The organism is Immundisolibacter sp., from assembly GCF_014359565.1.
Classification (GTDB): Bacteria; Pseudomonadota; Gammaproteobacteria; order Immundisolibacterales; family Immundisolibacteraceae; genus Immundisolibacter.
Genome location: NZ_JACIZD010000005.1, coordinates 96,717 through 123,185, shown reverse-complemented (window position 1 = coordinate 123,185; position 26,469 = coordinate 96,717). Strand labels below are relative to the sequence as shown.

Here is a 26,469-nt window from a genome sequence, read left to right as displayed (position 1 = left end):
ACTGCGGCCTCGCCGCCGTTCGATCATGATCACTGCGCGCTCTTCGCTGCTCAAATGGCTGTACGTCGTTCCCATCGCAATACCTTACCTGCAGCAGGGTGTTGCACTTGGAACTTGAGTCTAAGCATCCGGTATGGCCGAGTCACATGCTGGCGCCGGGCCACACCCGGCCGGTGCGGGCGCTGGGCGAGAACTACACGCTCTACCGCGGCGACAGCGGGCAGGCCTATCTGGTCGACGGCGTGTGTCCGCATCGGCTGACCGTGCTGCACGCCGGCTGGGTGGAGGGCGACAGCCTGCGGTGCATGTATCACGGCTGGAAATTCGATCACACCGGTCAGTGCATCGAACAGCCGGCGGAGGATGCCGGTTTCGCTCGGGACGTGCGCATCCGCAGTTACCCCGTGCAGGAGTACGCCGGCCTGATCTATGTCTACTTGGGCCAGGGTGAGCCCCCGCCACTGCCGCGCTTCGAGGAGTTCGACACCCCGGCGCTGGAGGCCCTGGCGAGCGTGCGCCCGCCCGGCGTGTGGGCCTGCAACTGGTTTCAGACCATCGAGAACGATCTCGACCCGGTGCACACCTCGTTCGTGCATCGGGACTCCGAGCCCCATTGGCGCGGTGTGCCGCAGGTGTCGGTGACGCAGGCGCGCCACGGTCTGGTGGTGACTGCCCGCCGCGGCGATTGGGAGCGGGTGACCTGGTACCACTTCCCCTGCCTGCTGAAGCTGAGCGTGTTCCCGGACCCGAGCGGGCCGCTGGAATTGCCGATGCTGCTCTATACCCTGCCGGTGGACGACGAACAGTGCATGTTCCTGGTGTCCCTGGCCATGGCGCCGGCGCTGGCGCAGAAGGTGCGAAACGGCGACATCGTGCCGCCCGGCCAGGTGCCGCTGACGCCGCAGATCATCAGCGATCTGTTCAGCGGCGACCGGCGCCCGCAAGGCATCACCGAGGAGGACTACCTGATCATGGTCGGGCAGGGCGTGAATGCCGACCGCAGCCGCGAAAAGCTCGGTAAGTCGGATGCCGCCATCGTGCTGCTGCGGGACCTCTGGCGGCGGGCCGTGGGCGCCCAGTTGGCCGAGTCCGGCGGTTGATCGCCGGCCCGGTCAGATGGCCCCAGCCGCAATCAGCGCATCCAGCTCAGTCTTGAGCCGCGGCAAAATTTCGTCGTAGCCGAAGCTGCCCTTCGCGGCGTTGGACCTTGGCCTCCATGGGGACACGACCGACCGGCGCGCTTGATTTCCGGGCCTCGGCGCCTGAACGTTAGAACGCTTTGGCATTTTGGAGCATCCCATGAGTCGCGAGACTGTTCGTTCCACGCTTTACCTGGACCCTGCGCTGCATCGGGCGCTGCGCCTGAAGGCCGCCACTGCCCATTGCAGCATGTCGCAGATCGTGAACGACGCCATCTGCAACGCGCTGCGCGAAGATCAGGAAGACCTCGCCGCCTTCGCGCAGCGCGCGGAGGAAAAGACCCTGAACTACGAAGACTTCCTGGCTCAGCTCAAAGCCGATGGCACGCTATGAACTCAGGTTCAAGCCCTCGGTGGCAAAGGATCCACGCGGCATCCCGTCAGCGGATGTGCGGCGCATCCTGGCGCGTATCGAGACGCTGCGCGAAGACCCGCGCCCGCCCGGTTCCGAGAAACTCTCCGCGCAGGAACGTTACCGCCTGCGCCAGGGCGACCCCCGAATTCTCTATAACGTGTTGGACGGCGAGGTGATCGTTGAAATCGTCAAGGTGCGCCATCGCTGCGAGGTTGACCGAGACGTCTGAATCTGGAATGGAAAAGCGGGCGCGCTGCGCGCCCGCGCGGTCGAGACCGTCACGGGCGGTTCCCGTCAACGCAGGCCGATCCGCGATGCCAGGTCGATGCGTTGCTGGATATTTATATGGGCGGCTGGGATAGCGCGTGCAAAGCCCGGCAGGGCCTCACGCCACCCCAGCCGCAATCAGCGCATCCAGCTCGGTCTTCAGCCGCGGCAAAATTTCGTCGTAGCCGAAGCTGCCGACCAGCTCGCCGCGGCGCTTGAAGTTGACCTGCTTTGGGCCGCACCACAGGCCAAGGTCGGCGTCGTCGGTTTCGCCCGGGCCGTTGACCCGGCAGCCCATGACGGCGATGGTCAGGTGGTGGTCTTTGGCATACGTGGTCAGCTCGCGCACCTGCTCGGCCAGATCCACGAAGGCCTCGTTCTGCACCCGCGAGCAGCTGGGGCAGGAGATGATGTTCAGGCCCTTGCCAAAATCCACCACCGAGCGCACCCGGCCGGCGGCGATGTCGGCCAGGATCTGCTGCCCGGCGGTGACTTCCTCGGCCTTGCGGGCGTTGGGCAGGGTCAGTGACACGCGGATGGTGTCGCCGATGCCGGCGCCGATCAGCTGCTCGAAGGCGATGCGCGTCTTGATGATGCCGTCCGGCGGCAGGCCGGCCTCGGTCACGCCCAGATGCAGCGGTACGTCCGGGCGCTGGGCGGCGAAGCGCTTGTTCAGTTCCACCACCTTGGCCGGATCAGAGTCCTTCAGCGACACGCAGTAGCGCGTGAAACCGATGCTGTCGAGCAGCTCGCAGTGCTCGGTGGCGCTGAGCAGCATCGGCGAGATTGAGTCGTGCGCGTCGAACAGCGCCGCCCGCGCCGGATCCAGCGAGCCGGCGTTCACGCCCACGCGCAGCGCGCAGTCGTGGCGCGCCGCGATGTCGGCCAGGTAGCGCACCTTGTCCTGCCAGGGCTTGTGCTTTTCGTGGTGGTAGAGGTGGCCGGGGTTGTAGCGGATCTTGTCCACGTGCGGCGCCACCCGCTCGGCCATGCGGTAGTTCTCCTGCAGGTCGATCGACAGGTTGGCCTCGGTCTGGGCGCGGATGGCGGGCAGCGCGTCGGCGTCTTTTGGCGTGTCGACTGCAATGCGCACCACGCCGGCACCGGCGGCGACCAGATCGTTGGCCTGCGCCACGGTGGCGGCGACGTCCTGCGTCTTGGTGGCGCACATGCTCTGCACGGCGACCGGATGATCGGCACCAATGATGATGCGGCCGATACGCACCGGACGGGTGGGATAACGGGCGATGGGCATGGCAGGTCTGCGGGGAGCGGGAGGGAGGCGGTCAGTATACTGGCCGGCATTTCCCGCCCGACCGAATGCCATGCTGTACCGCTATCTGGAGAGCAGCGCCGAACACCGGCGCGATTACATCACCCGGATTCCGCACAGCGCGGCGCTGGGCATGGATATCGTCGAGGTCGGCGCGCGGCGCTGCGTGCTGCGCCTGCCGTTTCAGCAGTCGCTTGCCGATGCCCACGGCGGCCTTGCCGGCGGCGCGGTGTCGGCACTGCTGGACAACGCAGGTGGCGTGGCGGTGTTCTGCAGCCTGGAGCGTGCAACGGATTTCTCGACGCTCGGCCTGCGCGTGGAATTCATCGCGGCGCCCGCGGCGGGCCGGGATGTGTTCGCGCGTGTCGAGTGCTTGCGCCTGGAAGGGCGCCGCGCGCACATCCGCGGCGTGGCCGACTGCGGGGATGCCGACCAGCCCGGGCCGCCGTTCGCCACCGTCAGCGGCGTGTTTTTTCTGAAGCCGCACAGCCAGCCGCTGCATGAACTGGAGACTCTGGGCAATGTCTGAGCCGGTCGTGGGCGCGGTCGGCGTGCTGGCCGCCCTGCCATACGCGGCCTATCTGGGGCTCGAGTGGTCCACGGACGGCCTGCTGCGCCTGCCGTTTCGGGCCGATCTGGTCGGCAACTACCGCATCGGCGCCCTGCATGGCGGGGTGGTGGCGGCGGCTCTGGAGTGTGCGGCGCGTGGCTTGTTGCTGGAGCAGGGCGCGCCGGCCGCCACCACGGTCGACTTCACGGTCGACTACCTGCGCCCGGCCTTGTCGCGCGATCTTTACCTGCGCGCCACGGCCGTGCGCATCGGCCGGGCGGTGGCGACGGTGCGGGTGGACGCCTGGCAGACCGACCCGGCGCGGCCGGTGGCCGCCGGACACGGCAATTTCCAGTTGATCGCCGAGTGAGCGTGACCGCGCCGGCCGTGCAGGCGGTGATCTTCGATTTCGACGGCGTGATCGCCGAGCGCGGCTTTCGGGCGGCGCTGCGCGCGCTGGCCGCACGCTGCGATCTGGACTATCCGCCGCTGCCGGGGCTGGCCATGCAGGCGCTCGTGGACAGCGGTTACGTCACCGGCCGCGGCAGCGAGCAGGATTGGTGGGACCAGTTGCAGGGTGAGCTCGGGGCGCTCGGCACGTGCGAGCTGTTTCGGGCCGATCTACTGCAGGCATCCGTTGTGCGGCACTGGCAGCTCGCGCTCGCCGAGCGGCTGGCAGGTGCCGGCTACCGCACCGCCGTGCTGTCCGATCACACCGACTGGCTGGATGAAATCGAAACCCGCCAGCCCTTCGGTCACGCCTTCGGGCGCGTGTTCAACAGTTATTACCTGGGTGCCAGCAAGCGCGAGTCGGCGTCGTTTCTGGCGGCGCTGGACGCCATCGGTGCGGCGCCCGACAAGGCCCTGTTCATCGACGACAACCCGGACAACGTGGCGCGCGCGGCGGCACTGGGCATGACCGGCATCGTCTACCGCGAGCGTGAGGCGTTCTTGCGCGATCTGGACGCCGCGCTGGGCCGCGTACTCGCGGACGCCTGAATATGCCCGAGCGTCGCCAGTTCCTGCGCCGTGGCCGGTCGCCACTGGCCCGGTGCCAGGCCATCCAGGCGCAGCGCACCGATGGCGACGCGAATCAGGCGCAGCGTCGGGTGGCCGACGGCGGCCGTCATGCGCCGCACCTGACGGTTGCGGCCTTCGGTGAGGGTCAGCTCCAGCCAGGCGGTCGGGATGTGCAGACGCTGGCGGATCGGCGGGTCACGGGGCCAAAGATCATCCGGCTCGGGTACCAGGCGCGCCTGCGCCGGCCGGGTCGGGCCGTCATTGAGTTGCACGCCGTCGCGCAGGGCCGCCAGCGCGGCCTCGTCGGGTATGCCCTCCACCTGCGCCAGGTACGTCTTTGGCACTTTGTGCGCCGGATCGGCGATGCGCTTTTGCAGCAGCCCGTCGCCGGTCAGCAGCAACAGGCCTTCCGAGTCGCGGTCCAAACGCCCGGCCGGGTACAGGCCCGGCAGCGGCAGGCAGCCGGCGAGCGTCGGCCGGCCTTGCGCGTCCGTGAACTGGCACAGCACGTCATAGGGTTTGTTCAGCAACACCAGCCGCGGCACGGCCACGGAGGATCTGTCATGAGGCATCGGCTGTGGGCGTTGGCGCTGGTGGTCGGGCTGGCGCAGGCGGCGCCGCTGCGCAGCACACTGGAGGATCAGAAAGCGCTGGCGGTCACCGTCTACAACGGCGACCTGGCGCTGGTGAAGGATACCCGCCAGGTCGATCTGCCGGCCGGGCCGAGCGTGCTCGAACTGCGCGACGTGAGTGCGCAGATGCGCCCGGAAACGGCCCTGCTGCGCGTGGCGGACGGCAAGCCGATCACGCTGCTGGAACAGAACTTCGACTTCGACCTGCTGACTCCCGCCAAGCTGCTCGAAAAATACGTCGGGCGCGAGGTGCGCGTGCTGCGCACCAACCCGACCACCGGTGCCGATACCAGCGAGACCGCCACCGTGCTGGCGGCCAGCGACGGGGTGGTGCTGCGGATCGGCGATCGCATCGAAACCGGCCTGCCCGGGCGGCTGGTGTTCGACGCCGTGCCGGACACCCTGCGCGACCGCCCGACGCTGGCGGTGGGTCTGGACAGCGACGGTGCCGGGCAGCGCGCGCTGGAGCTTTCCTACCTGACCGGTGGCCTGAGCTGGCAGGCCGATTACGTGGCCGAACTGGCCGCCGACGAAAAGACTCTGGCCCTGTCCGGCTGGGTCACGCTGACCAACCGCAGCGGCACGGCCTATCGCGACGCTCGCCTGCAACTGGTGGCCGGCGATGTGCACCGCGTGCAGCCGGCGATGGCGCGCGGCATGGTGATGGAGCAGATGGCCGCCAAGGCCGATGCCGGGGCCATGCGGGAAGAATCCCTGCTCGACTATCACCTGTACACGCTGGGCCGCCCGACCACGCTTGCCGATCAGCAGACCAAGCAGGTGGCGTTGCTCAGTGCCCCGTCGGCGAAGGTGAGCAAGGAATATCGCCTGGCCGGCGCCGAGTACTACTACGCCGCGCAGGCCGGCGAGATCGGCCGCGCGCTGAAGGTGGCGGTGGTGCTGCATCTGGACAATGCGAAGGGCTCCGGCCTGGGTCTGCCGCTGCCGGCTGGCGTGGTGCGCGTGTACCAGCGTGATGCGAGCGGTGGCGTGCAGTTCGTCGGCGAGGATCGCATCGACCACACGCCGCAGAACGAAACCGCGCAGATCAAGCTGGGGGATGCCTTCGACGTCACCGCCCGCAAGACGCAAACAGATTTCAAGGCGCTGGCGGTGGGCAAGGACGACCGGCCGCAGTTCGAGAGCGCTTACAAGATCGAGCTCAAGAACGCCCGGGCGACGCCGGTGACCGTCAGCGTGCTGGAACCGGTCCCCGGCGACTGGCAGGTACTGGAAAGCAACCTGCCGCAGGACAAGGCCGACGCCCACATCGCCCGCTGGCGCGTGACGGTGCCGGCCGGCGGCGGTCAAACGCTGACCTACCGGGTACGGGTACGGTTTTGATTTTTTTGCAAGCGAGGAACGATCGAATGGTGCGCAAACTGATCTTCGCCGCGGCTGCGCTGCTGGCTGCCCCGGCCTTCGCCGACATCACCGCCGTGTACGCGATGTCCGGCGGCGATCCGCTGCGGGTCGAATACCGCGACCCGGCGAACTTTCGCATCGGCACGGATGGCCAGAATTACCAGCTGATGCTGGACGGGCGCCTGTATGCGGTTGCCGAGGGGCAGGTGATCGACGTCGACAAGATCTCGCGCCAGATTCGCGCCGTCGGCGCCGACACCTTCCTCGCCGGCCTGATGGGCGAGGCCACTTCCGATGTGCCGACCGACATCACCGTGCGCCCGCTCGGACGCCGGGAAACCGTGGCCGGCTACCAGGGCGAGGTCTACGAGGCGGTGGCCCACACGTCCAATGGCCAGCAGCGGGCGGAACTCGTAGTTACTGACAACGCCGATTTGAAGGCCGTGCAGGATGCGCTGCTGAAGGTGGCCAAGGACGCCGTGGCGGCGATCGGCGCCAAATCCAGCCCCTACGCCAAGCCGCTGGAACAGGTCGAGCAACAGCGCCTGGGCGGCCTGCTGCGCTACGGCGAGGAACTGCGCCTGGTGTCGCTGGATCGCGCGCCGATCGCCGTGGGGCGCCTGCAGCTGCCGTAGCGGCTCCGCCGATGCCGGGCGGCCCCGATCCACAGCCGCCCGGCGCACGGCCACTTGCCGCCGCTCAGAACCACATTCGCAGGCCGGCCAGCAGGGCCAGGTTGTCGGTGTCCTGCCCGTCCGCGCGGGCGAAGTCGGCGCTGTCGCCGAATTTCTTCACCCACTCGACGCCGACGTAGGGCGCCAGCTCGCGGCGGATCTCGTAGCGCAGGCGCAGGCCCAGTTGCAGGTCGTTCAGACCGCTGCCGACCCCCCAGCTTTTCACCTGCTGCGCGGCGGCGTTGATCTCGACGCGCGGCTGCAGGATCAGGCGCTGGGTGAGCAGAAGGTCGTGCTCGAACTGGGCGCGCGCGCTCAGGTCGCCGTCCTCGCTCACGAACAGCGCCAGATCGGTCTCGAAGCGGTACGGCGCCAGGCCCTGCACGCCCAGCACGCCGAAGGCGCGGTCGCGGTCCGGCCCACTGCCGAAGGCGCGGTCGTAGCGCACGCCGGCCTGCAGATCCCAGTACGGCGCAATCAGCCGACCGTAGAGCGCCTGCCCTTCGAACTCGCCGTTGCTGTCCGAGACCGGGCTTTCGCCCTCGGTCTTGATCCACAGGCGGTTGTAGTCGCCGCCGTACCAGCCCTGCGCGTCCCACAGCAGGTGATTCGGACCTTCGTCGTCGCGGTATTCCAGGCGATCGATCAGGGCGAAGCCGAACGGGTGGCTGTCCTCGTGCACGTGCTGCCAGTCGATCGGCATCGCATGCGCGCCGGCATCGGCAGCGCCGGCCGGCAAGGCGCCCGCGGCGAGGGCAAGTGCCAGCAGGGCGTGGCGAGTCTGCATCGGTGCTTCTCCTCAGCTCACCTGCACCACACGCATCATGCCCATGTGCATGTGGTACAGCAGGTGACAGTGAAAGGCCCAGCGGCCGGGTTCGTCGGCAGTCAGTAGCAGGCTCATGCGCTCGGCCGGCTTGACGCTGACCGTGTGCTTGCGCGGCCGGTAGTCACCGGCGCCGTTGTCCAGCTCCACGAACATGCCGTGCAGGTGGATGGGGTGTTCCATCATGGTGTCGTTGACCAGCACGATGCGCAGCCGCTCGCCGTGGCGCATTTCGATCGGCCCCGTCACCTCGGACAACTTCTTGCCGTCGAAGGACCACATGTAGCGTTCCATGTGGCCGGTCAGATGCAGCTCGATGTCGCGCTGCGGCGCGCGCGCATCGTGGCCCGGCACGCGGCTGCGCAGGTCCGCGTAGACCAGCACGCGGTGATCCACGTCGGCCAGGCCGGTGCCCGGTTCGGCGGTGCGGTCGCGCTGGACCTGCGCCACCGCGACGTTGCCGACGCCATGTGCATCGGCGTCGTGCGTCGCGACCACTGGCCCCGGCGCGGCCCGCTCGTGGCCGGTCTTGGCGCTGGCAACCGCCGCGGCGGCATGCGCGGAGTGATCCGGGGCAGCGGCTTGCGAGGCGGGCATCGCATGGCCCATCGCCGCATGATCCACTGCGCCCGCGTCGTGGCCGGCGTGACCAGCACTACCGTCCGGCTGCGCCGCGCCGCCGTGGCCGGCATGGTCCATGCCCATGTCCACCATGCTGCGCAGCGGCCGCTTGCGCAGCGCCGGCACCGCCGCGGTCATGCCCGCCCGCGGCGCCAGCGTGCCGCGGGCGTAGCCGCTGCGGTCCATGGACTCGGCAAACACCGTGTAGGCGCGGTCCTCGGTCGGCGTGACGATGACGTCGTAGGTCTCGGCTATGGCGATCTGCAGCTCGTCGGTCTGCACCGGCTGCACGTCCTGGCCGTCGGCCTGCACCACGGTCATCGGCAGGCCGGGAATGCGGACGTTGAAATAGCTCATGGCCGAGCCGTTGATGAAGCGCAGCCGCACCCGCTCGCCGGGACGAAACAGGCCGGTCCAGTTGCCGTCCGGGTGCTGGCCGTTCATCAGATAGGTGTAGGTGTGGCCGGTCACGTCGGCGATGTCGGTCGGGCTCATGCGCATGCCGGCCCAGGCCAGCCAGTCGCGCCAGGCCGGCGTACCACCGGCGATCACCTCCGGCAGGGTCGTTTCCTGGAAGTTGTAGTAATGGCTTTGCTTCTTGAGCTTGGCGAGCACCGCCATCGGGTCCTCGAAGGTCCAGTCCGACAGCATCACCACGTAGTCGCGGCCTGTGGCCTCGGCGTAGTCGCCGGCCGGGTGGATCACCAGCGGGCCGTACACGCCGGTCTGTTCCTGCAGCCCGGAATGACTGTGGTACCAGTACGTGCCGGCCTGGCGTACCGGGAAGCGCGCCTCGAAGGTCTCGCCGGGCCTTATGCCGGGAAAGGTCACGCCCGGCACGCCGTCCAGCTCGAACGGCAGCAGGATGCCGTGCCAGTGGATGGAGGCGTCCTCGTCGAGCCGGTTGTGGATGCGCAGCAGCGCTTCCCGGCCTTCGTGCAGTTCGATCAGCGGCCCGGGCACGGTGCCGTTCAGCGTGTGTGCCCAGGCCGTCGCACCGGCGATGTCGATGCGCTGGCGCGCCACAGTCAGGTCGAACTGCACCGCCCCCGCGGCGGGCGGACGGACGGCGCCGGCCACGCCGGTCGGCGAGCGCGCCCAGGCCGGCAGCAGTGCATCCAGGCCGGCCAGCAAGCCGGCCGCGGCGGCCCCGCCCATCAGGCGGCGGCGTGTTTCATCGGGGTGCTTGTATCGCATGCGGGTTGGCCTTCGATCGATGTGCGTGGTGGTCGTGCGTGGCGTGTCCGCCTCCCGTCACCGCCAGCAAGAAGCTGGCAGGACCGCCTCATGCCCCCTTCACATTGCACAGTCTGGAAGCTGTGACCCGATCACAGGTCAAGCGTTGCGGGCGACCTCGATCAGCGGGCACAGCCGCTGCTCGTCCGGCACCCCGTCGGGCACCGCCGCCCACTGCGCGACGATCGCGTTCAGGCGCGCCTCCTCGCGCTCCAGTGCCCGGCGCTGCGCGGCCACGGCGGCGATGCGTTCGTGCAGCAAGGCGCGCACCTGCGGGCAGGGCGAGCGGCCGGCGTCAGCCTGCGCCAGGGACCGGCCGAGCTCCTTGAGCGAAAAGCCGAGCGCCCGCCCGCCGGTGATGAAACGCAGCCTTGCCAGGGCTGTGGTTTCGAAGCTGCGGTAGCCGTTGCCCGGCTCGCGCCGGGCCGGCAGCAGTCCGCGCCGGGCGTAGTAGCGCACCTTGCCGGGGTCCACACCGGCGGCGCGGGCCAGTTCGTTCACGGTCATGGCGATTCCTCCACGGCGGACAGTCCAGGTGAGGTTGAGGGGCGGGGATCACGATGGCGCAGCAGCCGGGATCATGAACAGGGACAACAGCGGCGCCCTCAGCACGCCCATTTCGAGCCGCAGTGCCGGGGGGCGGGCCACGCACGGCACTGCGGAAGTCACCCGGCCCGACGCGCGTCCGTGGCTGTAAGCTGCTGATTATCTGAGCCATCGGAAAATTGATCGCAGGAGCCCGGTTTCGCCGGGCGATCATCGCGCAGCGCAGCTGCGCTTGCCATGTTTTCCCGGTGGCGCGCGCCGGGACATCCAGGATGGATTGATTCGGCGCTTCCGGGAGAATGTCATGACACTCGCCAGCGACACGGTTGCCACGCTCGCCGCCCGTTTACAGCAGGCTGCAAGCCGGACGCAGGCCGCAGCGCCGCTCAGCGACGCTTACCCGGAGCTGACCGAGGCCGATGCCTACGCCATCCAGGCCGAGCTGCTGCGCCTGCACGGCGGCCCGCGCGCCGGCTACAAACTCGGCTTCACCAGCGCCGCCATGCGCGAGCAGATGGGCGTGGATCACCCCAACAGCGGCGTGCTGCTGGCGGACATGCGCCTGCCCGAACCGCGGCTGGCGGCAGGGGCGCTGATCCAGCCGCGCGTGGAGCCGGAAATCGCCATCCTGCTCGGACGGGACCTGCGCGGCGCGCAGCTCACGCCGGAACAGGTGGCGGCCGCGACGGCCGCCGTGCTGCCGGCCATCGAGGTCGTCGACAGCCGCTACCGCGACTACCGGTTCAAATCGGTCGACAACATCGCCGACAACAGTTCGGCGGCGCGTTACCTGCTGGGCGCGCCACGGGCGCTGTCCGACGTCGGCGACCTGCGGCTGGTCGGGGTTCTGCTGAGCATCGACGGTGTTGCCGTGGATCAGGGCCTGGGCGCCGCCGCGCTTGGCTCCCCGCTGGCCGCGGTGGCCTGGCTGGCCCGGCATCTGGCGACCCGGGGTGAGGGTTTGCGGGCCGGCGAGATCGTCCTGACCGGCGGCCTGACGCGCGCCTACGCCCTGCTTCCCGGGCAGACCGCCTGCGCCGAGTTTGGCGCCGGACTGGGCAGTGTGCTGCTGCACCACGGTTCGCAGCCTGCCTGAATTCGCGCCGGAACCACCCGATGCCAGATGTTCATTGCGCGGCCTGCAGCCGGTCGCGCCCGTCGCGTTTGGCCTGATACAGCGCCCGGTCGGCGCGGTGTGCCAGCGCCCCGCCATCGTCATTCGGCCCCAGCAGGGCGTAGCCGCCCGAGCAGGTGAGCACGCCGTCCTCCAGCATCGGCAGGCGCAGACCGCGCAGCCGCTCGAACAGCGCCTCGACCAGGCGCACCACCTGCGCGGCATCGTTCACCAACAGCAGCACCGCGAATTCCTCCCCGCCGCAGCGGGCGACGAAATCATCGGCGCGCAGGAACGAGCGACTGAGCAGGTCCGCGAACGCCGTCAGCGCCGCGTCCCCGGCCGGATGGCCATAGCGATCGTTGATCGCCTTGAAGTGATCCAGGTCCAGCAACACCAGTGCCAGCGTCTGCCCGCTGGCCTGGCCGAGCTCGACGTAGCGGCGCAGGGCGGCGTCGAAGGCGCCGCGATTGTAGACCTGCGTCAGCGGGTCGATCTGCATCTGCTGGCGGGCATCGTCGAGCGCCTGACGCAGCTCGGCCACCGTGCTTCCCAGTTCACGGGCGCGGCTTTCGGACTCGGCCCTGGCCTGTTCGGCGGCTTGCAGGCGCGCGCGCAGGTCGCTGATCTGCCTGTCCAACCTGACCCGCTGGCTGGCCAGCGTCTCGCGCAACTGGCCCGCCATGCACGCGAATTCGGCCCGCAGCCGGTCCACGTTGCTGCTGGCCAGCAGCGCCTGAACACGCTGCAGGCTGGCGTCGAGCGTCCCCTCCAGCTCGCCCGAGGCGGCACTGGCATCGCGCAAGGCACCCAGCAGATCCTGCGCCAGCGCGCTGTATTCGCGTTCGCGATGGCGCACGCGCACCTGCTCGGCAACCCGATGTTCACGGAAGAAAAGCTGCGCCTGACCCCACTGCCGCTGCGGCGTCGGCGCCGGCGGCAGTCCGGGCGGCGGGGTGCCGGTCAGCAGATGCAGGGCCCAAGCCTCGTAGTCGCCGTACAGCGCCGCGGCCGACGATTCCGTCAGCAAGGGGTAATGCGGCATGGTGCGAAACACGGCTGCCAGGGTTTCCAGCGCGGCTTCGGGCAAGGCTGTCTGCATGGTGATTCGGGCATGGACCGGTGATACGGTGTTCTCGGCTGGCCAGCGGCTTGGCTTGAGAAGAAATCCACCATGACACTCGAATCCCTTGGCCACTGCGCCAACCGCACCTCGCGTGTGGAAGAAACCCGGCGCTTCTATTGAGGCGCCGAGTCTGAATGTCGGCCCCAAAGCACGGCTCGACAACCTGCCGCTGGACCGCGCCGCCGTGAGCCGGGGCGTGTCCACTTCATGAGGCGTGCCCTTTGCCGGCTGGCCCTGTGCCTGTGGTTCGTTCTGCTGCTGCCGGCCGCGCGCGCCGCCACCGTGCAGGTGGCGCTCGACGGCCTGCCGCCGGCCCTGACCGAAAGCGTGCTGGCCACGCTGGACATCGGTGCCGAGGCACGGCGCGAGCGTGTGTCGCCGGCGCGCATCCGCCGTGCCCACAAGGTCGCCCCGCAACAGATCCGCACCGCCCTGGAGGCCAGCGGCTATTACCGGGCGACGGTCGAATCCAGCCTGCGCGAGGGCCAGGTCGGCTGGCAGGCGCACTACCGGGTCGAGCGCGGCGAGCCGCTGCGCGTGACCGCCCTGGATTTGACCATCACCGGCCCGGCCGGCAGCGACCCGGCGCTGCAGGCGGCGCTGCCGCCGTTCCCGCTCAAGATCGGCAGCCGCCTGCGCCACGCCCTCTACGAGGACGGCAAGCGGGCGCTGCTGGATGCCCTGCGCGAGTATGGCTATCTGGACGCGGCGTTCACCACGCACCAGGTGCTGGTGAACCTCGACGCCTATACCGCGCAGGTGACGCTGGTGCTCGACAGCGGTGCCCGGTATCGCTTCGGCGAGGTGTCGCTGCAGGACACCGTCGTGCGCAAGTCATTGCTGCGCCGCTACGGCGCCCCGCAGCCGGGCGAGCCGTATCGCATGGCGCGCCTGCTGGAATACCAGAGCGCGCTCGCCGACAGCGGCTACTTCAGCGGCGTCGACGTGCAGCCGGGCAGCCGCGATCGCACAGCGCACACCGTGCCGGTCGTCGTCACCCTGACACCGCGCCCACGCAGCGCCTACAACGCCGGCGTCGGTTTTGCCACCGACAGCGGGCCGCGCCTGCGCGCCGGCCACCAGCGCCGCTACGTGAACCAGCGCGGGCACAGCCTGGACAGCACGCTGCTGCTGTCGCCGCGCGACAGTCAGCTCGGCACCCAGTACCGCATACCGCTGGCCGATCCGCGCACTGAGCAGCTGAGCTTCGGCGCTGTCGCTGACCGCGAGGACACCACCAGCGCCCGTTCCGACAGCCTGACCCTGCAGACCGCAGTGACGCGCCGCTGGGGTATCGGCCGGCGCACCGTCGGCCTGGACTATCTGGTCGAGCGTTTCGACACCGGTGGCGACGAGGCCACCACCGCGCTGCTGACGCCGTCGCTGAACTGGCAGGGCGGCCACAGCGACGATCCGCTGTGGCCGCGCCACGGCTGGCGCCTGGACCTGACCCTGCGCGGCGCCCTGGCCGGCCTGCTATCGGACCTTTCCTTCGTGCAGGCGCGGGCGGCCGGCAAGTACGTGTTCGGTGTCGGTCGCGATCAGCGCCTGCTCAGCCGGCTGGATGTGGGCTCCACCTGGGTCGACGGCTTCGGCGAGCTGCCGGCCTCGCTGCGTTTTTTCGCCGGTGGCGACCAGAGCGTGCGCGGCTACGACTACGAAAAGCTCGGGCCGCGCGACAGCGGCGGTGACGTGGTCGGCGGCCGGCACCTGCTGGTGGCCAGCGTGGAATACGAGTGGATGTTCGCCGGCAACTTCGGCGGTGCGCTGTTCTTCGACGCCGGCAACGCCTTCAGCGGTACGCGGCTGAATCTGGAGCGTAGCGTGGGCGTGGGTTTTCGCTGGCGCTCGCCGGTCGGCGCCGTGCGCCTGGACCTGGCCAGCGCCATTTCCGAACCCGGTTCGCCGCTGCGCCTGCACATCACCGTTGGGCCGGACCTGTGAGGCGCCTGGCCGCAGTGCTGCGCGGCTTGCTGCTGACCGTGTTGCTGGTCGGCCTGGCCGGCTACGTGGCCCTCGGCAGCGACGGCGCGATGGGGGCCTTGCTGCGGGGTGCCGTGGCGCTGGCCGGGGAGCGACTCAGCATTGGCGCGGTGCATGGCAACCTGCGCCAGGGACTGCAACTGCAGCAGGTCGAGCTGCGTCTGGACGGCGTGCGGGCGCAGGCGGCGGCCATCGACTGGCGGCCCGGCGACGGCAGGCTGTGGCGCCGCCAGGTGGCGCTTGGCCGCATCACGTTCGACGACCTGCGCGTGACACTGGCCGGCGACGGCGCGCCGTCGACCGAACCGCCACAGCTGCCGTTGCTGACCGTGCCGACCCGGATCACGCTGCAGGCGCTGGACGTGCGGGGCCTGACGCTAACGTCGGCCGGCGGCGCACCGCTGCGGCTGGAAAGCCTGCATCTGGCCGGCAGTCTGGACGGCAGCCGCTTGCAGCTTGATCAACTGTCGGTGGGCGCCGAGCAGGGCGCGCTGGACGCCGCGCTGCGTCTGGATTTTGCCGACGCGGGCGCCCTGGACGGGGTAGTGCAGGGCACGCTGCGCCAGCCGGACGGTCCGCCGCTGCAACTGGCCGGCAGCGTCGGTGGCAGCCTTGCGCATGGCGTGCAAATGGCGCTGCACAGCCGTGCGCCGGCTGCCGCGCGGCTGGTGGCCAGTCTGGATACGCCGCTGGCGGGCGGCCCCTGGCAGGCGCATCTGTGGCTGGAGCGCGGGCCGCTGGCGGCCTGGCGGGCGGGACTGCCGCCCTGGCTGCTGGCCTTGGATGGCCGTGCCCGGGGCCGTGGCGCGGATCTCGCGTTCACAGTCGGCTACCGGCTGGAGCAGACGCCGGCCGGCGTGGTGCAGGGCCGGCTGCTCGCGCAGGGTGACGGTGTGGCGTGGGAAGTGACCGCGGATGCACAGGCCGGGCCGGCGCGCATGGACCTCACCGGCCGGCTGGATCTGGACGCGGCCACCGCTCAGGGACAGCTCGACTGGCGGGCCCTGCAGTGGCCGCTGGATGCCCAGGCGCCGCAGCTGACCTCACCGAGCGGCAGCGCCCGGTTCAGCGGCCGACTCGACGACTGGGCACTGACGCTGCAGGCGGCGTTGGCGGCGCAGGGCCAGACCGGTGAACTCACGGCGCAGGCGCGCGGCGACACCAGGCAGGCATGGCTGGAAAGCTTCGCCGCAAAGCTGCTGGGGGGCAGTCTGGAAGGCCAGGGTGAGCTGCACTTGGCGCCGGCACTGCGCTACGCCGTCACGGCCCGCGCCAGGGGCTTCGATCCGGGCCTGCTGTGGCCGCAGTGGCCGGGGCGGGTGGATGCCGACATCAGCGCCGGCGGGGATGCTGCCGCGCTCGACTTGCACATCGCCAGCCTTGGCGGCCGCCTGCGCGGCCAGCCGCTTGGCGGCCATGGCGCACTGGCCTGGCAGCCGCAGGCGCTGCAGTTGTCGGACGTCGATCTGCGCCTCGGGCGGGCGCGGCTGCGCGCCTCCGGCACCGTGCTGGGGGCCGGCCCGCCGCTGGTCGGCACACTCAACGTGCCGGCAGCGGAGGAGCTGCTGCCCGGCGCGCGCGGCCAGTTGCAGGCGCACGCAAACATCAGCGGACCCGGTTGGGCGAAGGCCAGCGTGCAGCTGCAGGCCGCCGGCCTGGCCTATGGCGATCAGGCCACAGACACGCTGCGCGCGCAGCTGGACCTCGACCGTCCGCGGGACCGCCTGTCGCTGCAGCTCGACGCGGCCGGGGTGCGGCTGGGTGAGCAACGCCTGGCGCTGCGGCTTGCCGCCGATGGCGCCGCGTCCGATCACGCCGTGCACCTGAGCCTTGCGCGCGACGGTCAACGGCTCACGCTGGACGGCCGCGGTGGGCTGCTGGACGACGGCTGGCGCGGGCGCATGAGCGATGGCACGGTGGGCGGCCTGCCGCCCCAGGCATGGACGCTGGTCGGGCCGCTGGAACTGGAGCTGCGCCGGACGCAGCAGTCGGTCGGCCGCCACTGCTGGCAGGCCGGTGCGGCGCGGCTGTGCGCCGACGGCCGGCGCGCCGCTGGTGTCGTCGATCTGGCCGCGCAGCTCGAAGCCCTGCCGCTGGCGCCGCTGGTCGCGCTGGCCGATGCCGACGTGGCCGTGGACGGGCAACTCGACGGCCGGCTGCGCCTGCATCGCGACGCCGGGCCGCTGCTGGGGGACGTGCACCTGAGCGTGCCGGCCGGCGCGCTGCACCTGCCGACGCCCGACGGCGGCCGCCGCCGCTTCGCCCACGGCGGCGCGCGTGTGGACGGCCAGCTGCAAGCCAGCGGCGGGGCGTTCTCGCTGCATCTGGCGCCGGCGGCTGCGGGCGAGGTGGACCTGCTCTCCGCCACATTGCGCCTGCCGCCGCTGCCGGCGGCTGCCGAGGCGCCGCTGCGCGGCACATTGGCGGCGCAATTGCCGGACATCGGCCTGTTCGAGCCGTGGCTGCCGCAGCTGGCGGGGCTGGCCGGGCGCATCGAGGCGGGTTTGCAGATCGAAGGCACGCTCGGCGCGCCGCGGCTGACGGGCGAGGCCAAACTGCTCGACGGCCGCGCCGCCGTGCCGGCGCTCGGCATCGAGCTGCGCGAGGCGCAGGCACGCCTGATCGCCACCGGCGGCGACACGCTGCGGCTGACCGGCAGCCTGCGTTCCGGCGACGGCACGCTGCGCCTGCAGGGCGAGGGCAGCCGCGTGCCCGGCGGTGTGCGCGGGCAGCTGGCAGTCAGCGGCCAGCAGGTGCAGGTGTTCGACACCGCGCAGCTGCAGGCGAAGGTCGATCCGGACATCGACATCGCGTTCGCCGATGGGCGCCTGACGGTGAGCGGTGAAGTCAAGGTGCCGCAGGCGCGCATCCACGCCCAGGACCGGCCAGCGGCGGTGCAGGCATCGCCGGACGTGGTGGTGCAGGGCCGTGAGGCTGCCGACAGGCCGCCGCTGGCGGCGCGGGCCGACGTGCGCGTTGTGCTGGGTGACGACGTGCGGGTGGATGCCTATGGCTTTCAGGGTCAGCTCGGCGGCGCCGTGCGCCTGCAGCAGCGCCCGGACGGCACCGCGGCGGTCAACGGCCAGGTGACGGTGACCGAGGGCCAGTACAGCTTCTATGGCCAGCGCCTGCCGGTGACCGAGGGCGAGCTGCGTTACGCCGGCGGTCCGCCGGACAACCCGGCGTTGCGCATCACCGCCGCGCGAACGGTAGGCGAGGTGACCGCCGGCGTGCGCCTGCGCGGCACCGCCAGGGCGCCGACCACGCAGCTGTACTCGACCCCGGCCATGCCGCAGGCGGACATCCTGTCCTACCTGGTGCTGGGCCGCCCGATGCAGCAGGCCAAGGGCAGCGAGAGCGATCTGCTGATGCAGGCCGCCGCTTCGGTCGGCATGCGCGGCGGCGGCGCGCTGGTCAGGCGCCTGGGTCAGAGCCTCGGTTTCGACGAGGCCAAGCTGGGCGGCGACGGCAGCGGCGGCGCCAACCTGGCGCTGGGCCGCTACCTCACGCCGCGCCTGTTCGTGGGCTACGGTCTGGCGCTGGCCGAGCAGACCAATGCCGTCACGCTGCGCTACACGCTGACCGAGCGCTGGCTGCTGGAGGTGGTGTCCGGCCTTACGCAGACGGCGGATTTGCTTTATCAGTTGGAGCGTTGATGTCCTGCGCTCGAGCGGGGCGCGTTTTTGCGTTCACCGGCCCGGCGTTTCGGGCAGGGAAACATGCTGCCGATTGCTGTCAAAATTCAGTGGCTTGCCGCCACTGAATTTGTGAGCCATCGCAGGGCTGTGCGAGCCCGGCTGCGCCGGGCGATCGTCGCGCAGCAACGCCGCGCTCTTGAGGAGAAATCCGCCATGGCACTCGAATCCCTCGACCACTGCGCCATCCGCACCGCGCGCCTGGAAGAAACCCGCCGCTTCTACGTCGAGGCACTGGGTCTGGAGGTCGGCCCCAGGCCGCCGCTCGCCCTGCCCGGCTACTGGCTGTATGCCGGCGGGCGGCCGATCGTGCACCTGATGCAGATCGGCGAGCACTACAGCGCCGACGTGTTCGACAACCCCATGCACGACCTGCGCGGCCCGGAAGGCCCGGGCGTCGACCATGTGGCGTTTCGGGTCAGCGGCCTGCCGGCGCTGCGCGAGCGCCTGAACCGCCTCGGCATTCCGTACCGCGAACTGTCGATGCGCGCCGCGGACCTGCATCAGGTGTTCGCGGTCGATCCGAACGGCGTGATCGCGGAGCTGAATTTCCAGGCCAGCGCAGAGGGTGTCTGACGCCGCTCGACCAGCGCGGCGTGCCCGGGCGCAGACAGCCGGGTGCGTATAATTTCGCTCGCGTACTCGCCCCGGCCGGACCCTGAACACAGGCGGCCGGGCAAGGCCCACGGGCCGATCCGCTCCGCTCCGCCGCCTGTCCGCACGGTTCTTGCCCGGACGGGGGCCGGGACGGCACCTCCAGTGTTCGAGCCCCTGTGCGCATGAACTCCAGCCCGCCCGCCGAGCCATGCCTGCGAGCCGCCGCGCTCGACGTCGATCTGACGGCCATCGCCGACAATTACCGCTGGTTCGCGCAGCGCGCCGGGACCGCCGCCTGCGCCGCCTGCGTCAAGGCCGATGCCTATGGCCTGGGCCTGCGGGCGGTGGCGCGCACGCTGTGGCAGGCAGGCTGCCGCGAGTTTTTCGTGGCCAGCGTGGGGGAGGGCGCGGCCCTGCGCGCGCTGCTGCCGGACGCGCTGATCTATGTCCTGAACGGCTACCTGCCGGCGGAATTGCCGACCCTGCGCGCTGCCCGCCTGCTGCCGGTACTGAACGACCCCACGCAGGTGGCGGCCTTCGAGGCGGATTTCCCGGTCGGCACGCCGGCGGCGCTGCAGATCGACAGCGGCATGACGCGCCTGGGCCTGGATGTCGGCGACTTGCCGGCGCTTGGCCCGCGCTGGCGACAGCCGGGCGCGATCGGGATGCTGCTGTCGCACCTGGCCTGCGCCGAACAGCCGGACCATCCGCTCAACCGCCAGCAACTGGAGCGCTTCACCGCCGCCTGGCAGGCGCTTGGCCGGCCGCGGGCGAGTCTCGCCAACTCCTCCGGCGTGCTGCTCGGTTCGGACTGGCACTTCGACCTGGTGCGGCCGGGTGCCGGCCTGTATGGCCTGAACCCGCAGCCGGATCAGCCCAATCCGCTGCGCCCGGTGGTGCGCCTGCACGCGCCGGTGCTGCAGGTGCGCGAGGTGCGCGAGGACACCAGCGTTGGCTACGGCGCCAGTTACCGCATGCGGGCCCCGGGCCGCATCGCCACGGTCGCCTGTGGCTATGCGGACGGCTACCCGCGCGCCGCCAGCAGCCGCAGTCTGGCTCTGGTCGACGGCCGGCGCATGCCGCTGATCGGCCGCCTGTCGATGGACCTGCTGATGCTGGACGTCAGTGCCTTGCCGCCCGGCACGCCGCGTCCCGGTGACGAGGTGGAACTGCTGGGCACGGACTACGACGTCGACGCGCTGGCCGCTGCCGCCGGCACCATCGGCTACGAGCTGCTGACCCACCTGGGCCGCTTGTGTCGGCGGCGCTATCATCCGGCGCAAGCCAACCCGCCGGAGTGAGGCCATGCAACTGAGTCGTTATGCCGTCGGCAGCTTTGGCGAAGAGGCCTTCGGTTTTTGCCAGGCGGTGCGCCGCGGCCCGCACGTGGCGGTGTCCGGCAGCACCGGGCGCGACATCGACGGCCACATCGTGCCCGGCGGCGCGTACGCCCAGGCCCGCCAGGCAATCGAGAACCTGCAAACAGCGCTGGCAGCGGTCGGCGGCAGCCTGGCGGATGTGATCCGCACGCGCGTGTTCATCGTCGACATCACGGAATGGGAAGCGGTTGCCCGCGCCCACTGCGAGGCCTTTGCCGAGCACCCGCCGGCCAGCAGCCTGATCGGCGTCAATGCCTTGTTCGAGCCGGACGTTCTGGTCGAGATCGAGGCCGATGCGATCATCGCCGACGGGCCATAAAGGGCTGCGGCCACGACCCGGACAAGGCCATTCGCGGCGCGGGCGCCGCTCCCACGGGCAAGCAATGTGGGAGGCCCGCCCCCGGGCCGAATGCTTGGTTGGAAGATTCGCGGCGGGGGGGGCCGCTCCCACGAGACATCGACCGTTGGAGGCCCGCCCCCGGGCCGAACGATGCCCGGCCTGGCCGTCAGGTGCCGCCGGCCGCTGCCCGCTGCGCCGCCACTTCGGCCAGTTTTTCCTTCCAGGTGCCGTCGATGAAAGCCTCGGTCAGGCGGTAGGCGTCGTCGTCGGTGTACTGCACCGGCGGGTGCTTGCAGAAGAACGCCGACGGCGGATAAAGCACGCCACCCTCGCCGCGATCCAGCGCCAGCTTGCAGCAGCGGATCATGTCGATGGCCACGCCGGCCGAGTTGGGCGAGTCCTCCACCGACAGGCGCAATTCCAGGTTGAACGGCACATCGCCGAACATGCGTCCCTCCAGGCGCAGGAAGCAGACCTTGTTGTCGTTCTGCCAGGCCACGTAGTCGGACGGGCCGACGTGGATGTTCTCGTCGTCGAAGCGAATGGCCGCCACCGACTGCACGGCCTCGGTCTTGGAGCGCTTTTTCGACTTCAGCCGGCTCAGGTTGAGCATGTTCAGAAAATCGGTGTTGCCGCCGGTGTTCAGCTGATAGGTGCGATCGATGGTCACGCCGCGCTTGCGGCACAGGTCGGTCAGCGCCCGGTGGGTGATGGTGGCGCCCAGCTGCGCCTTGATGTCATCACCGATGATCGGCAGGCCGGCGGCCTCGAAGCGCTTGGCCCAGGTCGGGTCGCTGGCGATGAACACCGGCATGTTGTTCACGAAGCCGCAGCCGGCCTGCAGCGCGCACTCGGCATAAAAGCGCGTGGCCTCCTCGGAGCCCACCGGCAGATAGTTGAGCACCATGTCGGCGCGCGCCTCGCGCAGCACGCGCACCACCTCGGCCTGGTCCGGCTGCGGCGCGTCGGCCACCAGGAAGGTGCGCGCGTCGGGATAGTCGGCCATGTGCTCGGAGTAGCCGTCCAGCGCGCGGCCCATGCGAACCAGCGTGCCGCTTGGCGGCACCTCGGCGCAGAACACGGTGGTGCAGTTCGGTGGCGCGAAGATCGCCTCGGCCACGTCGCGGCCCAGCTTGCGCCGGTCGATGTCGAAGGCGGCCACGACCTCGATGTCGCCCGGCGCATAACCGCCGATGTCCCAGTGCATGAGACCGATGGCGTCCTGCGGATCGCGCCCGCGGTAGTAATGGATGCCCTGCACCAGGGAGCTGGCGCAATTGCCCACGCCGATGATCGCGATCCTTATCGTCTTGTCGTGCATCTGTGCCCCGTCATGTGATTGTCTTTCAATCGTGAAACCCTGAAGCGCCGATTGCCGCCCGGCAACGGCGCGAATCGGGCCCGCGGCCCGTGCGAACGCGGGTCGCAAACGGCGATTGTCCAATCATTTTGAGCGATCCGGCTGCCGGCGGCCACCTGAGGAGACCCTGAAGCATTCAGCCTTTCCCGCAGTGCCGTCACGCGCTGTGCAGGAACCCGGCCGCGCCGGGCGACTATCGCGCCGTGGGGAGCCCGGCTTTGCCGGGCGATCATCACGCTCAGCGCTTCCCCGACGGTCGGCGGCAGCGTGTGGCTGTGAGACTGGCGTGGGTGCCGCCGGCCTGTGCCTGCGTCGCCAGCAGCACGCCCACCGGCAGCCAGAAATAGAACCAGATGCCACGCGGCGCGTGCAGCAAACGGTCGCCGTCGGTGAGCATGCACAGCAGCCCGACCAGCAGCACAAGCAGCCAGGCCGGCTGACCGCGCCGGGCCGCGAGCATTCCCTGCCAAAGGGCGGAGGCGACCACGGCCGCCAGCAGGCCCAGCGCCGGCAGCCCGCCGTAGAGTGCGGTTGCCAGGTACACGCTGTGCGGGTGATTCATGGTCAGCGGTGGCGCGCCTGGATCCGGGGCGGCAATCTGCGTCGTATCGTCGGTAAGGACACCTTCGCCTAGCCAGGGTCTGTGGGCCACCCTGGCGGCAAACTGCTGCCAGATGGCCAGCCGGTAGGAGTCGCCCCTTTCCAGCGCCGGCCGGGCGTGGCCACCCTCGACCAGCAACAGGCCCAGGGCCAGCGCGCCTGCGGCCGCAAGTAGCCCGAGCAGCCGCCACTGCCGGCGCAACGCAAATCCCAGTGCGGTACACGCCACGGCAGCCGCCAGTGGCATGCGACTGCCGGTCAGCACGATGCCAGTGGCCAGCACCAGGGCTGCTAGCAGCCAGCCGGCCTGCCGCCAACGCCCGCGCGCCGCCGGCAGAATGTGAAACAGCACCAGCATCAGACAGCCGGCAAGCAGCGTTGCCCCTTCGTTGGCGTTGTAGACGGCGGCCTGAAACTCCAGGCGCGCCGGCCATGGCACGGCCCGATAGTAGAGCGCTACCGACAGCAGCGTGCCGACCACGGCGGCCACTGCGACGCCGCGCAGCAGGCGTTCCCACGCCGCGGGCCTTCGCACGCAAACGCATGCCAGCACCGCCAGATACACGGCCAGGTACGGCAGGGCCTTGGCCTCGTGCAGCCAGTCATCGAATGTAAAGCCGGCCGACCACAGCCCGCTCAGGGTCAGATACGCCAGCAGCAGCATGGCCAGACGCCACATGTTGCTGCCGGCCAGCCAGCGCCAGTCGGCGCCGCGCAGCAGAAACAGCGCCGGCGCCAGCACCAGCGCGTAGTAGACATTGTTCAGCGCCTTGCCGGACGGCAGCAGAAAAAAGCCGGCCAGGAATATGCCGAGCGTCAAGGCGAGCCGCTCCGGCCCGCGCGCGCGCCAGACGGTCCAGCGGCGGGCGACGCTCACCTCGCCGCTCCGGCCGCCTCACGCGCAGCTGCCTGCAAGCGCGTCGCAAACTGTGCCGGCGAGAATCTAGCCTGCCAGCGCGCGCGCAGCGCAGCCCCCATCGCCGCGCGCAGTGCGGGGTCGTCGTACAGCCGGCGCAGGGCGGCCGTCAGCGCCGCCGGTTCATTGGGTGGCACCAGCAAGGCCTCATCGCCCAGCAACTCGGGCACGCCGCCAACCGCGGACGCAATCACCGGGCGCTCAGCCACCATGGCCTCGGCGATCGCCAGTCCGAAACCCTCATCCCGGGAGGGAAACACACACACCTCGAAGGCACTGAGTAGGCTGCGCACATCCGCCCGCCAACCGCAGAACGCGACCTGTTCTTCGGTGCCCAGGTCGTGGCTGAGCGCACGCAAAGCCGCTTCCTCCCGTCCCGTGCCGACCAGGGCCAGCCCCAGCCCGGGGATTTCATGCGCCAGTGGCGCGAAGGCGCGCAGCAGTAGATCGTAGCCCTTGATCGACACCAGCCGGCCGATGGACCCGAACCAGAAGCGATCCGGTGCCAGCCGGAGCACTGCAAGCGCCTGCGCGCGCGACAGCAAGGGGTGGTCCTCTACCGCGTTGGGCAGCGCCTTGATGCGCGCGGCCGGAAAGGTCGGAAAACGCACAACAAGATCGACCCGCGCCGCCTCGGACACACCGAGCAGGGTCAGCGGCGCCGTGCGGGCGCGCTCGATCACGCGGCGGCGGCGGCCGTCGAACTGCCCGATCTCGTGCACCACGCCCAGCACATGCCGCGCCACGCGCAAGCGGCACAAGGCCAGTCCCAGCGTGAGCGCCTTGAAGCGATGCGCCACCACCAGATCGAAGCGCTGGCCCCGGCAGGACCGCCACAGTCGCCATAGGGCCGGCAGGCGCAGGCCTTCCAGCGCCCGACGCGGCAGGTCCAGAAACTGCACCCGTTCGCCCATGTGCTGCGCCAGTGCGGCGTCCGGTTTGCCGCGCAGAAAAACCAGCGTGCTCTGGAACGGCGGCTGGTCCAGCGCGTTCCGATACAGCGTGAACAGCTCGGTCAGATAACGGGTATCCGGGCACAGATGCAGCACCCGCAGCGGCCGCTCGACCGCCACCATCACGTACCGCTGCGCCCGTAGTGGTCCTCGAAACGGACGATGTCGTCCTCGCCGAGGTAGCTGCCGGATTGCACCTCGATGATCTCCAGGTCGATGCGGCCCGGGTTCTGCAGGCGGTGGGCGGTGCCCAGCGGGATGTACGTGGACTGATCCTCGGTCAGCAAGCGCACCTCGTCGCCGCAGGTCACGCTGGCGGTGCCCTTGACCACCACCCAGTGCTCGGCGCGGTGGTGGTGCATCTGCAGCGACAGGCTGGCGCCGGGTTTGACGATGATGCGCTTGACCTGAAAGCGCTCGGTCTGCACCAGCCCCTCGTACGAGCCCCAGGGTCGAAACACCTGCCGATGCACCAGCGGTTCGTCGCGCTGCTCGGCCTTGAGCCGCTCGACCAGGCGCTTGACGTCCTGGGCGCGCGAGCGGTCGGCCACCAGCACGGCATCGGCGGTCTCGACGATGATGTGATTGCTCACCCCCAGCGCCGCCACCAGCCGGCCCTCGCTGCGGATCAGGCTGCCGGACACATCCTCGGTCAGCACGTCGCCGGAAATCACGTTGCCGTGGGCGTCGGCCGGCTGCGCCTCGAGCAAGGCGTCCCAGGAGCCGACGTCGCTCCAGCCGGCATCCAGCGGCACCACCATGGCGCGGTCGGTGCGTTCCATGACGGCGTAGTCGATGGAGTCGCTCGGCGCCGCCAGGAACGGCTCGCGCTGCACGCGCACGAAGTCCATATCCACCCGCGCACCCTCGCTGGCTGCTCGACAGGCCGCCAGGATGGCCGGCGCATGGCGTTCCAGCTCGGCAAGATAGGCATCGGCGCCGAACAGGAACATGCCGCCGTTCCACAGGTACTCGCCGCTGGCCACATAGGCCGCGGCACGCTCGGCATCCGGCTTTTCGACAAAGGCCAATACCGGCTGCGCCGACAGCCCGCCGGCGGGCACGGCGCCGGTGCGGATATAACCGAAACCGGTCTCCGGCCGTGTCGGCAACACACCGAAGGTCACCAGCCCGCCGTCCCGCGCCGCGGGCACGCCGGCGCTCACCGCGCGCTGCAAGGCCGCGGCATCGGCAATCACGTGGTCCGACGGCAACACCAGCAGCAGCGCGTTATCGTCGCCGCGCGCCTTTACCCGCAGCGCCGCCAGTGCCACTGCCGGCGCGGTATTGCGCCCGGCCGGCTCGAGCAGAATCTCGCCGCCCGCCTCACCCACCGCGCGCAACTGCTCGGCCACCAGGAAGCGATGCTCCTCGTTGCACACCACCAGCGGCGGCGCCAGCTCGGGCAGACCCTGCAGGCGCAGCACGGTCTGCTGCAGCAGGCTGCGCTCGCCGGTGAGCGGCAAAAACTGTTTCGGGTACAGCTCGCGCGACAGCGGCCACAGGCGCGTACCGGCGCCGCCGGACAGGATGACGGGGATGATCATGGGGGCTTATTTCCGGGTTTCAGTTGCACACAGGACGACATCGCAAAGCCCAAGCCTGATCAACCTGACAGGCCTTGGTCAATCCGGGGATGTGATCGCTCACACCTCCGGCCTGAAGCCATTGTCGCCCAGGCTCCATGCACTGACATTACGACGCCGGAGACACCCCGCGCCAGGCGGGCGGAGTCGGATCCGCCGCTGTCCGTGCCGAATCGTTCGCCAGCGTCAGGGCCCGGTGCGCGCGCCGGCCTGCGCCCGGGCCTTCAGGCTGGCCGGGACTTGGGCGGGTGCGCGC

General features: G+C 70.2%; 24 protein-coding genes. 14 read left to right on the top strand and 10 right to left on the bottom strand.

What is annotated here, in order from left to right:
• Positions 1 to 107: 107 nt before the first annotated feature.
• From H5U26_RS09040 to H5U26_RS09030, 3 genes are all read left to right on the top strand, one after another.
• Positions 108 to 1,100 carry a Rieske 2Fe-2S domain-containing protein gene (locus tag H5U26_RS09040; protein ID WP_290618837.1) on the top strand — a complete coding sequence of 331 codons (993 nt, stop codon included), beginning with the start codon at positions 108 to 110 and terminating at the stop codon, positions 1,098 to 1,100.
• A 199-nt stretch (positions 1,101 to 1,299) separates the two neighbouring features.
• Positions 1,300 to 1,533, top strand: a complete 234-nt coding sequence (locus tag H5U26_RS09035) for a hypothetical protein (RefSeq protein WP_290618835.1) — start codon at positions 1,300 to 1,302, stop codon at positions 1,531 to 1,533.
• Entirely contained in the window at positions 1,520 to 1,783 is a 264-nt protein-coding gene (locus H5U26_RS09030) for a type II toxin-antitoxin system RelE/ParE family toxin (RefSeq protein WP_290618833.1), read from the top strand. Before H5U26_RS09035 ends, H5U26_RS09030 begins: the two co-directional genes overlap by 14 nt.
• 156 nt (positions 1,784 to 1,939) lie before the next feature.
• Here H5U26_RS09030 and H5U26_RS09025 read toward each other — a convergent pair whose 3' ends face one another.
• Complete coding sequence (locus H5U26_RS09025) at positions 1,940 to 3,076, bottom strand: flavodoxin/ferredoxin-dependent (E)-4-hydroxy-3-methylbut-2-enyl-diphosphate synthase (protein WP_290618831.1); 1,137 nt, start codon at positions 3,074 to 3,076, stop codon at positions 1,940 to 1,942.
• Between the two features lie 70 nt (positions 3,077 to 3,146).
• Here H5U26_RS09025 and H5U26_RS09020 point away from each other — a divergent pair, with 70 nt between their 5' ends.
• From H5U26_RS09020 to H5U26_RS09010, 3 genes are read left to right on the top strand one after another with little or no spacing between them, the layout of a single operon-like run.
• Positions 3,147 to 3,623, top strand: coding sequence for a PaaI family thioesterase (locus H5U26_RS09020; RefSeq protein WP_290618830.1), 477 nt, complete (start codon positions 3,147 to 3,149; stop codon positions 3,621 to 3,623).
• Positions 3,616 to 4,014, top strand: a complete 399-nt coding sequence (locus H5U26_RS09015) for a PaaI family thioesterase (RefSeq protein ID WP_290618828.1) — start codon at positions 3,616 to 3,618, stop codon at positions 4,012 to 4,014. The genes H5U26_RS09020 and H5U26_RS09015 overlap by 8 nt, the downstream gene beginning before the upstream one ends.
• Positions 4,015 to 4,016: 2 nt before the next feature.
• Positions 4,017 to 4,643: an HAD-IA family hydrolase gene (locus H5U26_RS09010; protein ID WP_290618826.1), complete on the top strand. Its 627-nt coding sequence runs from the start codon at positions 4,017 to 4,019 to the stop codon at positions 4,641 to 4,643.
• Here the strand turns inward: H5U26_RS09010 and H5U26_RS09005 are convergent.
• Positions 4,574 to 5,236, bottom strand: coding sequence for a pseudouridine synthase (locus H5U26_RS09005; protein WP_366055923.1), 663 nt, complete (start codon positions 5,234 to 5,236; stop codon positions 4,574 to 4,576). The genes H5U26_RS09010 and H5U26_RS09005 overlap by 70 nt on opposite strands.
• Between H5U26_RS09005 and H5U26_RS09000 the strand changes: the two genes are divergently transcribed.
• On the top strand, positions 5,228 to 6,640 hold the full coding sequence (locus H5U26_RS09000) for a DUF4139 domain-containing protein (RefSeq protein ID WP_290618822.1): 1,413 nt from the start codon (positions 5,228 to 5,230) through the stop codon (positions 6,638 to 6,640). The two genes, H5U26_RS09005 and H5U26_RS09000, sit on opposite strands and share 9 nt — an antisense overlap.
• A gap of 26 nt (positions 6,641 to 6,666) precedes the next feature.
• Positions 6,667 to 7,296 (top strand): hypothetical protein, encoded by a 630-nt coding sequence (locus H5U26_RS08995; RefSeq protein WP_290618820.1) that lies wholly within the window; start codon positions 6,667 to 6,669, stop codon positions 7,294 to 7,296.
• A 64-nt stretch (positions 7,297 to 7,360) separates the two neighbouring features.
• On the opposite strand, the gene H5U26_RS08990 is transcribed toward H5U26_RS08995, so the two are convergent.
• The 3 genes from H5U26_RS08990 to H5U26_RS08980 form a co-directional block, all read right to left on the bottom strand.
• Complete coding sequence (locus H5U26_RS08990) at positions 7,361 to 8,122, bottom strand: copper resistance protein B (RefSeq protein WP_290618818.1); 762 nt, start codon at positions 8,120 to 8,122, stop codon at positions 7,361 to 7,363.
• 12 nt (positions 8,123 to 8,134) lie between these two features.
• Positions 8,135 to 9,979 (bottom strand): copper resistance system multicopper oxidase, encoded by a 1,845-nt coding sequence (locus H5U26_RS08985; protein WP_290618816.1) that lies wholly within the window; start codon positions 9,977 to 9,979, stop codon positions 8,135 to 8,137.
• A 138-nt stretch (positions 9,980 to 10,117) separates the two neighbouring features.
• Positions 10,118 to 10,525, bottom strand: a complete 408-nt coding sequence (locus H5U26_RS08980) for a MerR family DNA-binding protein (RefSeq protein ID WP_290618814.1) — start codon at positions 10,523 to 10,525, stop codon at positions 10,118 to 10,120.
• Between the two features lie 343 nt (positions 10,526 to 10,868).
• Here H5U26_RS08980 and H5U26_RS08975 point away from each other — a divergent pair, with 343 nt between their 5' ends.
• On the top strand, positions 10,869 to 11,660 hold the full coding sequence (locus H5U26_RS08975; protein WP_290618811.1) for a fumarylacetoacetate hydrolase family protein: 792 nt from the start codon (positions 10,869 to 10,871) through the stop codon (positions 11,658 to 11,660).
• 31 nt (positions 11,661 to 11,691) lie between these two features.
• Here H5U26_RS08975 and H5U26_RS08970 read toward each other — a convergent pair whose 3' ends face one another.
• On the bottom strand, positions 11,692 to 12,780 hold the full coding sequence (locus tag H5U26_RS08970; RefSeq protein WP_290618809.1) for a diguanylate cyclase: 1,089 nt from the start codon (positions 12,778 to 12,780) through the stop codon (positions 11,692 to 11,694).
• Positions 12,781 to 13,011: 231 nt separating this feature from the next.
• On the opposite strand from H5U26_RS08970, the gene H5U26_RS08965 reads away from it, so the two are divergent.
• From H5U26_RS08965 to H5U26_RS08945, 5 genes are all read left to right on the top strand, one after another.
• Positions 13,012 to 14,748, top strand: coding sequence for an autotransporter assembly complex family protein (locus H5U26_RS08965; protein WP_290618807.1), 1,737 nt, complete (start codon positions 13,012 to 13,014; stop codon positions 14,746 to 14,748).
• Positions 14,745 to 18,443, top strand: coding sequence for a translocation/assembly module TamB domain-containing protein (locus H5U26_RS08960; protein ID WP_290618805.1), 3,699 nt, complete (start codon positions 14,745 to 14,747; stop codon positions 18,441 to 18,443). The genes H5U26_RS08965 and H5U26_RS08960 overlap by 4 nt, the downstream gene beginning before the upstream one ends.
• Positions 18,444 to 18,638: 195 nt before the next feature.
• The gene (locus H5U26_RS08955; RefSeq protein WP_290618803.1) at positions 18,639 to 19,058 is read left to right on the top strand and encodes a VOC family protein; all 420 of its coding nucleotides are present in this window, start codon (positions 18,639 to 18,641) and stop codon (positions 19,056 to 19,058) included.
• A gap of 203 nt (positions 19,059 to 19,261) precedes the next feature.
• Positions 19,262 to 20,380, top strand: a complete 1,119-nt coding sequence (gene alr / locus H5U26_RS08950) for an alanine racemase (protein ID WP_290618801.1) — start codon at positions 19,262 to 19,264, stop codon at positions 20,378 to 20,380.
• Between the two features lie 4 nt (positions 20,381 to 20,384).
• A complete protein-coding gene (locus H5U26_RS08945; protein WP_290618799.1) occupies positions 20,385 to 20,777 on the top strand; it encodes a RidA family protein in 393 nt (130 codons plus the stop codon).
• A 187-nt stretch (positions 20,778 to 20,964) separates the two neighbouring features.
• Here H5U26_RS08945 and H5U26_RS08940 read toward each other — a convergent pair whose 3' ends face one another.
• The 4 genes from H5U26_RS08940 to H5U26_RS08925 all read right to left on the bottom strand — a co-directional run bounded on the left by H5U26_RS08940 (position 20,965) and on the right by H5U26_RS08925 (position 26,174).
• Positions 20,965 to 22,119, bottom strand: coding sequence for an inositol-3-phosphate synthase (locus H5U26_RS08940; RefSeq protein WP_290618797.1), 1,155 nt, complete (start codon positions 22,117 to 22,119; stop codon positions 20,965 to 20,967).
• A gap of 277 nt (positions 22,120 to 22,396) precedes the next feature.
• The gene (locus tag H5U26_RS08935; protein ID WP_290618796.1) at positions 22,397 to 23,635 is read right to left on the bottom strand and encodes an O-antigen ligase family protein; all 1,239 of its coding nucleotides are present in this window, start codon (positions 23,633 to 23,635) and stop codon (positions 22,397 to 22,399) included.
• Complete coding sequence (locus H5U26_RS08930; RefSeq protein ID WP_290618839.1) at positions 23,632 to 24,750, bottom strand: glycosyltransferase family 4 protein; 1,119 nt, start codon at positions 24,748 to 24,750, stop codon at positions 23,632 to 23,634. The genes H5U26_RS08935 and H5U26_RS08930 overlap by 4 nt, the downstream gene beginning before the upstream one ends.
• Positions 24,750 to 26,174, bottom strand: coding sequence for a mannose-1-phosphate guanylyltransferase/mannose-6-phosphate isomerase (locus H5U26_RS08925; protein WP_290618795.1), 1,425 nt, complete (start codon positions 26,172 to 26,174; stop codon positions 24,750 to 24,752). Before H5U26_RS08925 ends, H5U26_RS08930 begins: the two co-directional genes overlap by 1 nt.
• Positions 26,175 to 26,469 lie beyond the last annotated feature (295 nt).

What these genes read in the sequence shown, in the direction of transcription:
- H5U26_RS08970 (WP_290618809.1), bottom strand. Translation starts at nt 12,780, where the DNA reads ATGCAGACAGCCTTGCCCGAAGCCGCGCTGGAAACCCTGGCAGCCGTG.
- H5U26_RS08975 (WP_290618811.1), top strand. Translation starts at nt 10,869, where the DNA reads ATGACACTCGCCAGCGACACGGTTGCCACGCTCGCCGCCCGTTTACAG.
- H5U26_RS08940 (WP_290618797.1), bottom strand. Translation starts at nt 22,119, where the DNA reads ATGCACGACAAGACGATAAGGATCGCGATCATCGGCGTGGGCAATTGC.
- alr (WP_290618801.1), top strand. Translation starts at nt 19,262, where the DNA reads ATGAACTCCAGCCCGCCCGCCGAGCCATGCCTGCGAGCCGCCGCGCTC.
- H5U26_RS08985 (WP_290618816.1), bottom strand. Translation starts at nt 9,979, where the DNA reads ATGCGATACAAGCACCCCGATGAAACACGCCGCCGCCTGATGGGCGGG.
- H5U26_RS08995 (WP_290618820.1), top strand. Translation starts at nt 6,667, where the DNA reads ATGGTGCGCAAACTGATCTTCGCCGCGGCTGCGCTGCTGGCTGCCCCG.
- H5U26_RS08955 (WP_290618803.1), top strand. Translation starts at nt 18,639, where the DNA reads ATGGCACTCGAATCCCTCGACCACTGCGCCATCCGCACCGCGCGCCTG.
- H5U26_RS08945 (WP_290618799.1), top strand. Translation starts at nt 20,385, where the DNA reads ATGCAACTGAGTCGTTATGCCGTCGGCAGCTTTGGCGAAGAGGCCTTC.
- H5U26_RS08930 (WP_290618839.1), bottom strand. Translation starts at nt 24,750, where the DNA reads ATGGTGGCGGTCGAGCGGCCGCTGCGGGTGCTGCATCTGTGCCCGGAT.
- H5U26_RS08925 (WP_290618795.1), bottom strand. Translation starts at nt 26,174, where the DNA reads ATGATCATCCCCGTCATCCTGTCCGGCGGCGCCGGTACGCGCCTGTGG.
- H5U26_RS08965 (WP_290618807.1), top strand. Translation starts at nt 13,012, where the DNA reads ATGAGGCGTGCCCTTTGCCGGCTGGCCCTGTGCCTGTGGTTCGTTCTG.
- H5U26_RS08990 (WP_290618818.1), bottom strand. Translation starts at nt 8,122, where the DNA reads ATGCAGACTCGCCACGCCCTGCTGGCACTTGCCCTCGCCGCGGGCGCC.
- H5U26_RS09015 (WP_290618828.1), top strand. Translation starts at nt 3,616, where the DNA reads ATGTCTGAGCCGGTCGTGGGCGCGGTCGGCGTGCTGGCCGCCCTGCCA.
- H5U26_RS09025 (WP_290618831.1), bottom strand. Translation starts at nt 3,076, where the DNA reads ATGCCCATCGCCCGTTATCCCACCCGTCCGGTGCGTATCGGCCGCATC.
- H5U26_RS08980 (WP_290618814.1), bottom strand. Translation starts at nt 10,525, where the DNA reads ATGACCGTGAACGAACTGGCCCGCGCCGCCGGTGTGGACCCCGGCAAG.
- H5U26_RS09000 (WP_290618822.1), top strand. Translation starts at nt 5,228, where the DNA reads ATGAGGCATCGGCTGTGGGCGTTGGCGCTGGTGGTCGGGCTGGCGCAG.
- H5U26_RS09005 (WP_366055923.1), bottom strand. Translation starts at nt 5,236, where the DNA reads ATGCCTCATGACAGATCCTCCGTGGCCGTGCCGCGGCTGGTGTTGCTG.
- H5U26_RS09020 (WP_290618830.1), top strand. Translation starts at nt 3,147, where the DNA reads ATGCTGTACCGCTATCTGGAGAGCAGCGCCGAACACCGGCGCGATTAC.
- H5U26_RS09035 (WP_290618835.1), top strand. Translation starts at nt 1,300, where the DNA reads ATGAGTCGCGAGACTGTTCGTTCCACGCTTTACCTGGACCCTGCGCTG.
- H5U26_RS09030 (WP_290618833.1), top strand. Translation starts at nt 1,520, where the DNA reads ATGGCACGCTATGAACTCAGGTTCAAGCCCTCGGTGGCAAAGGATCCA.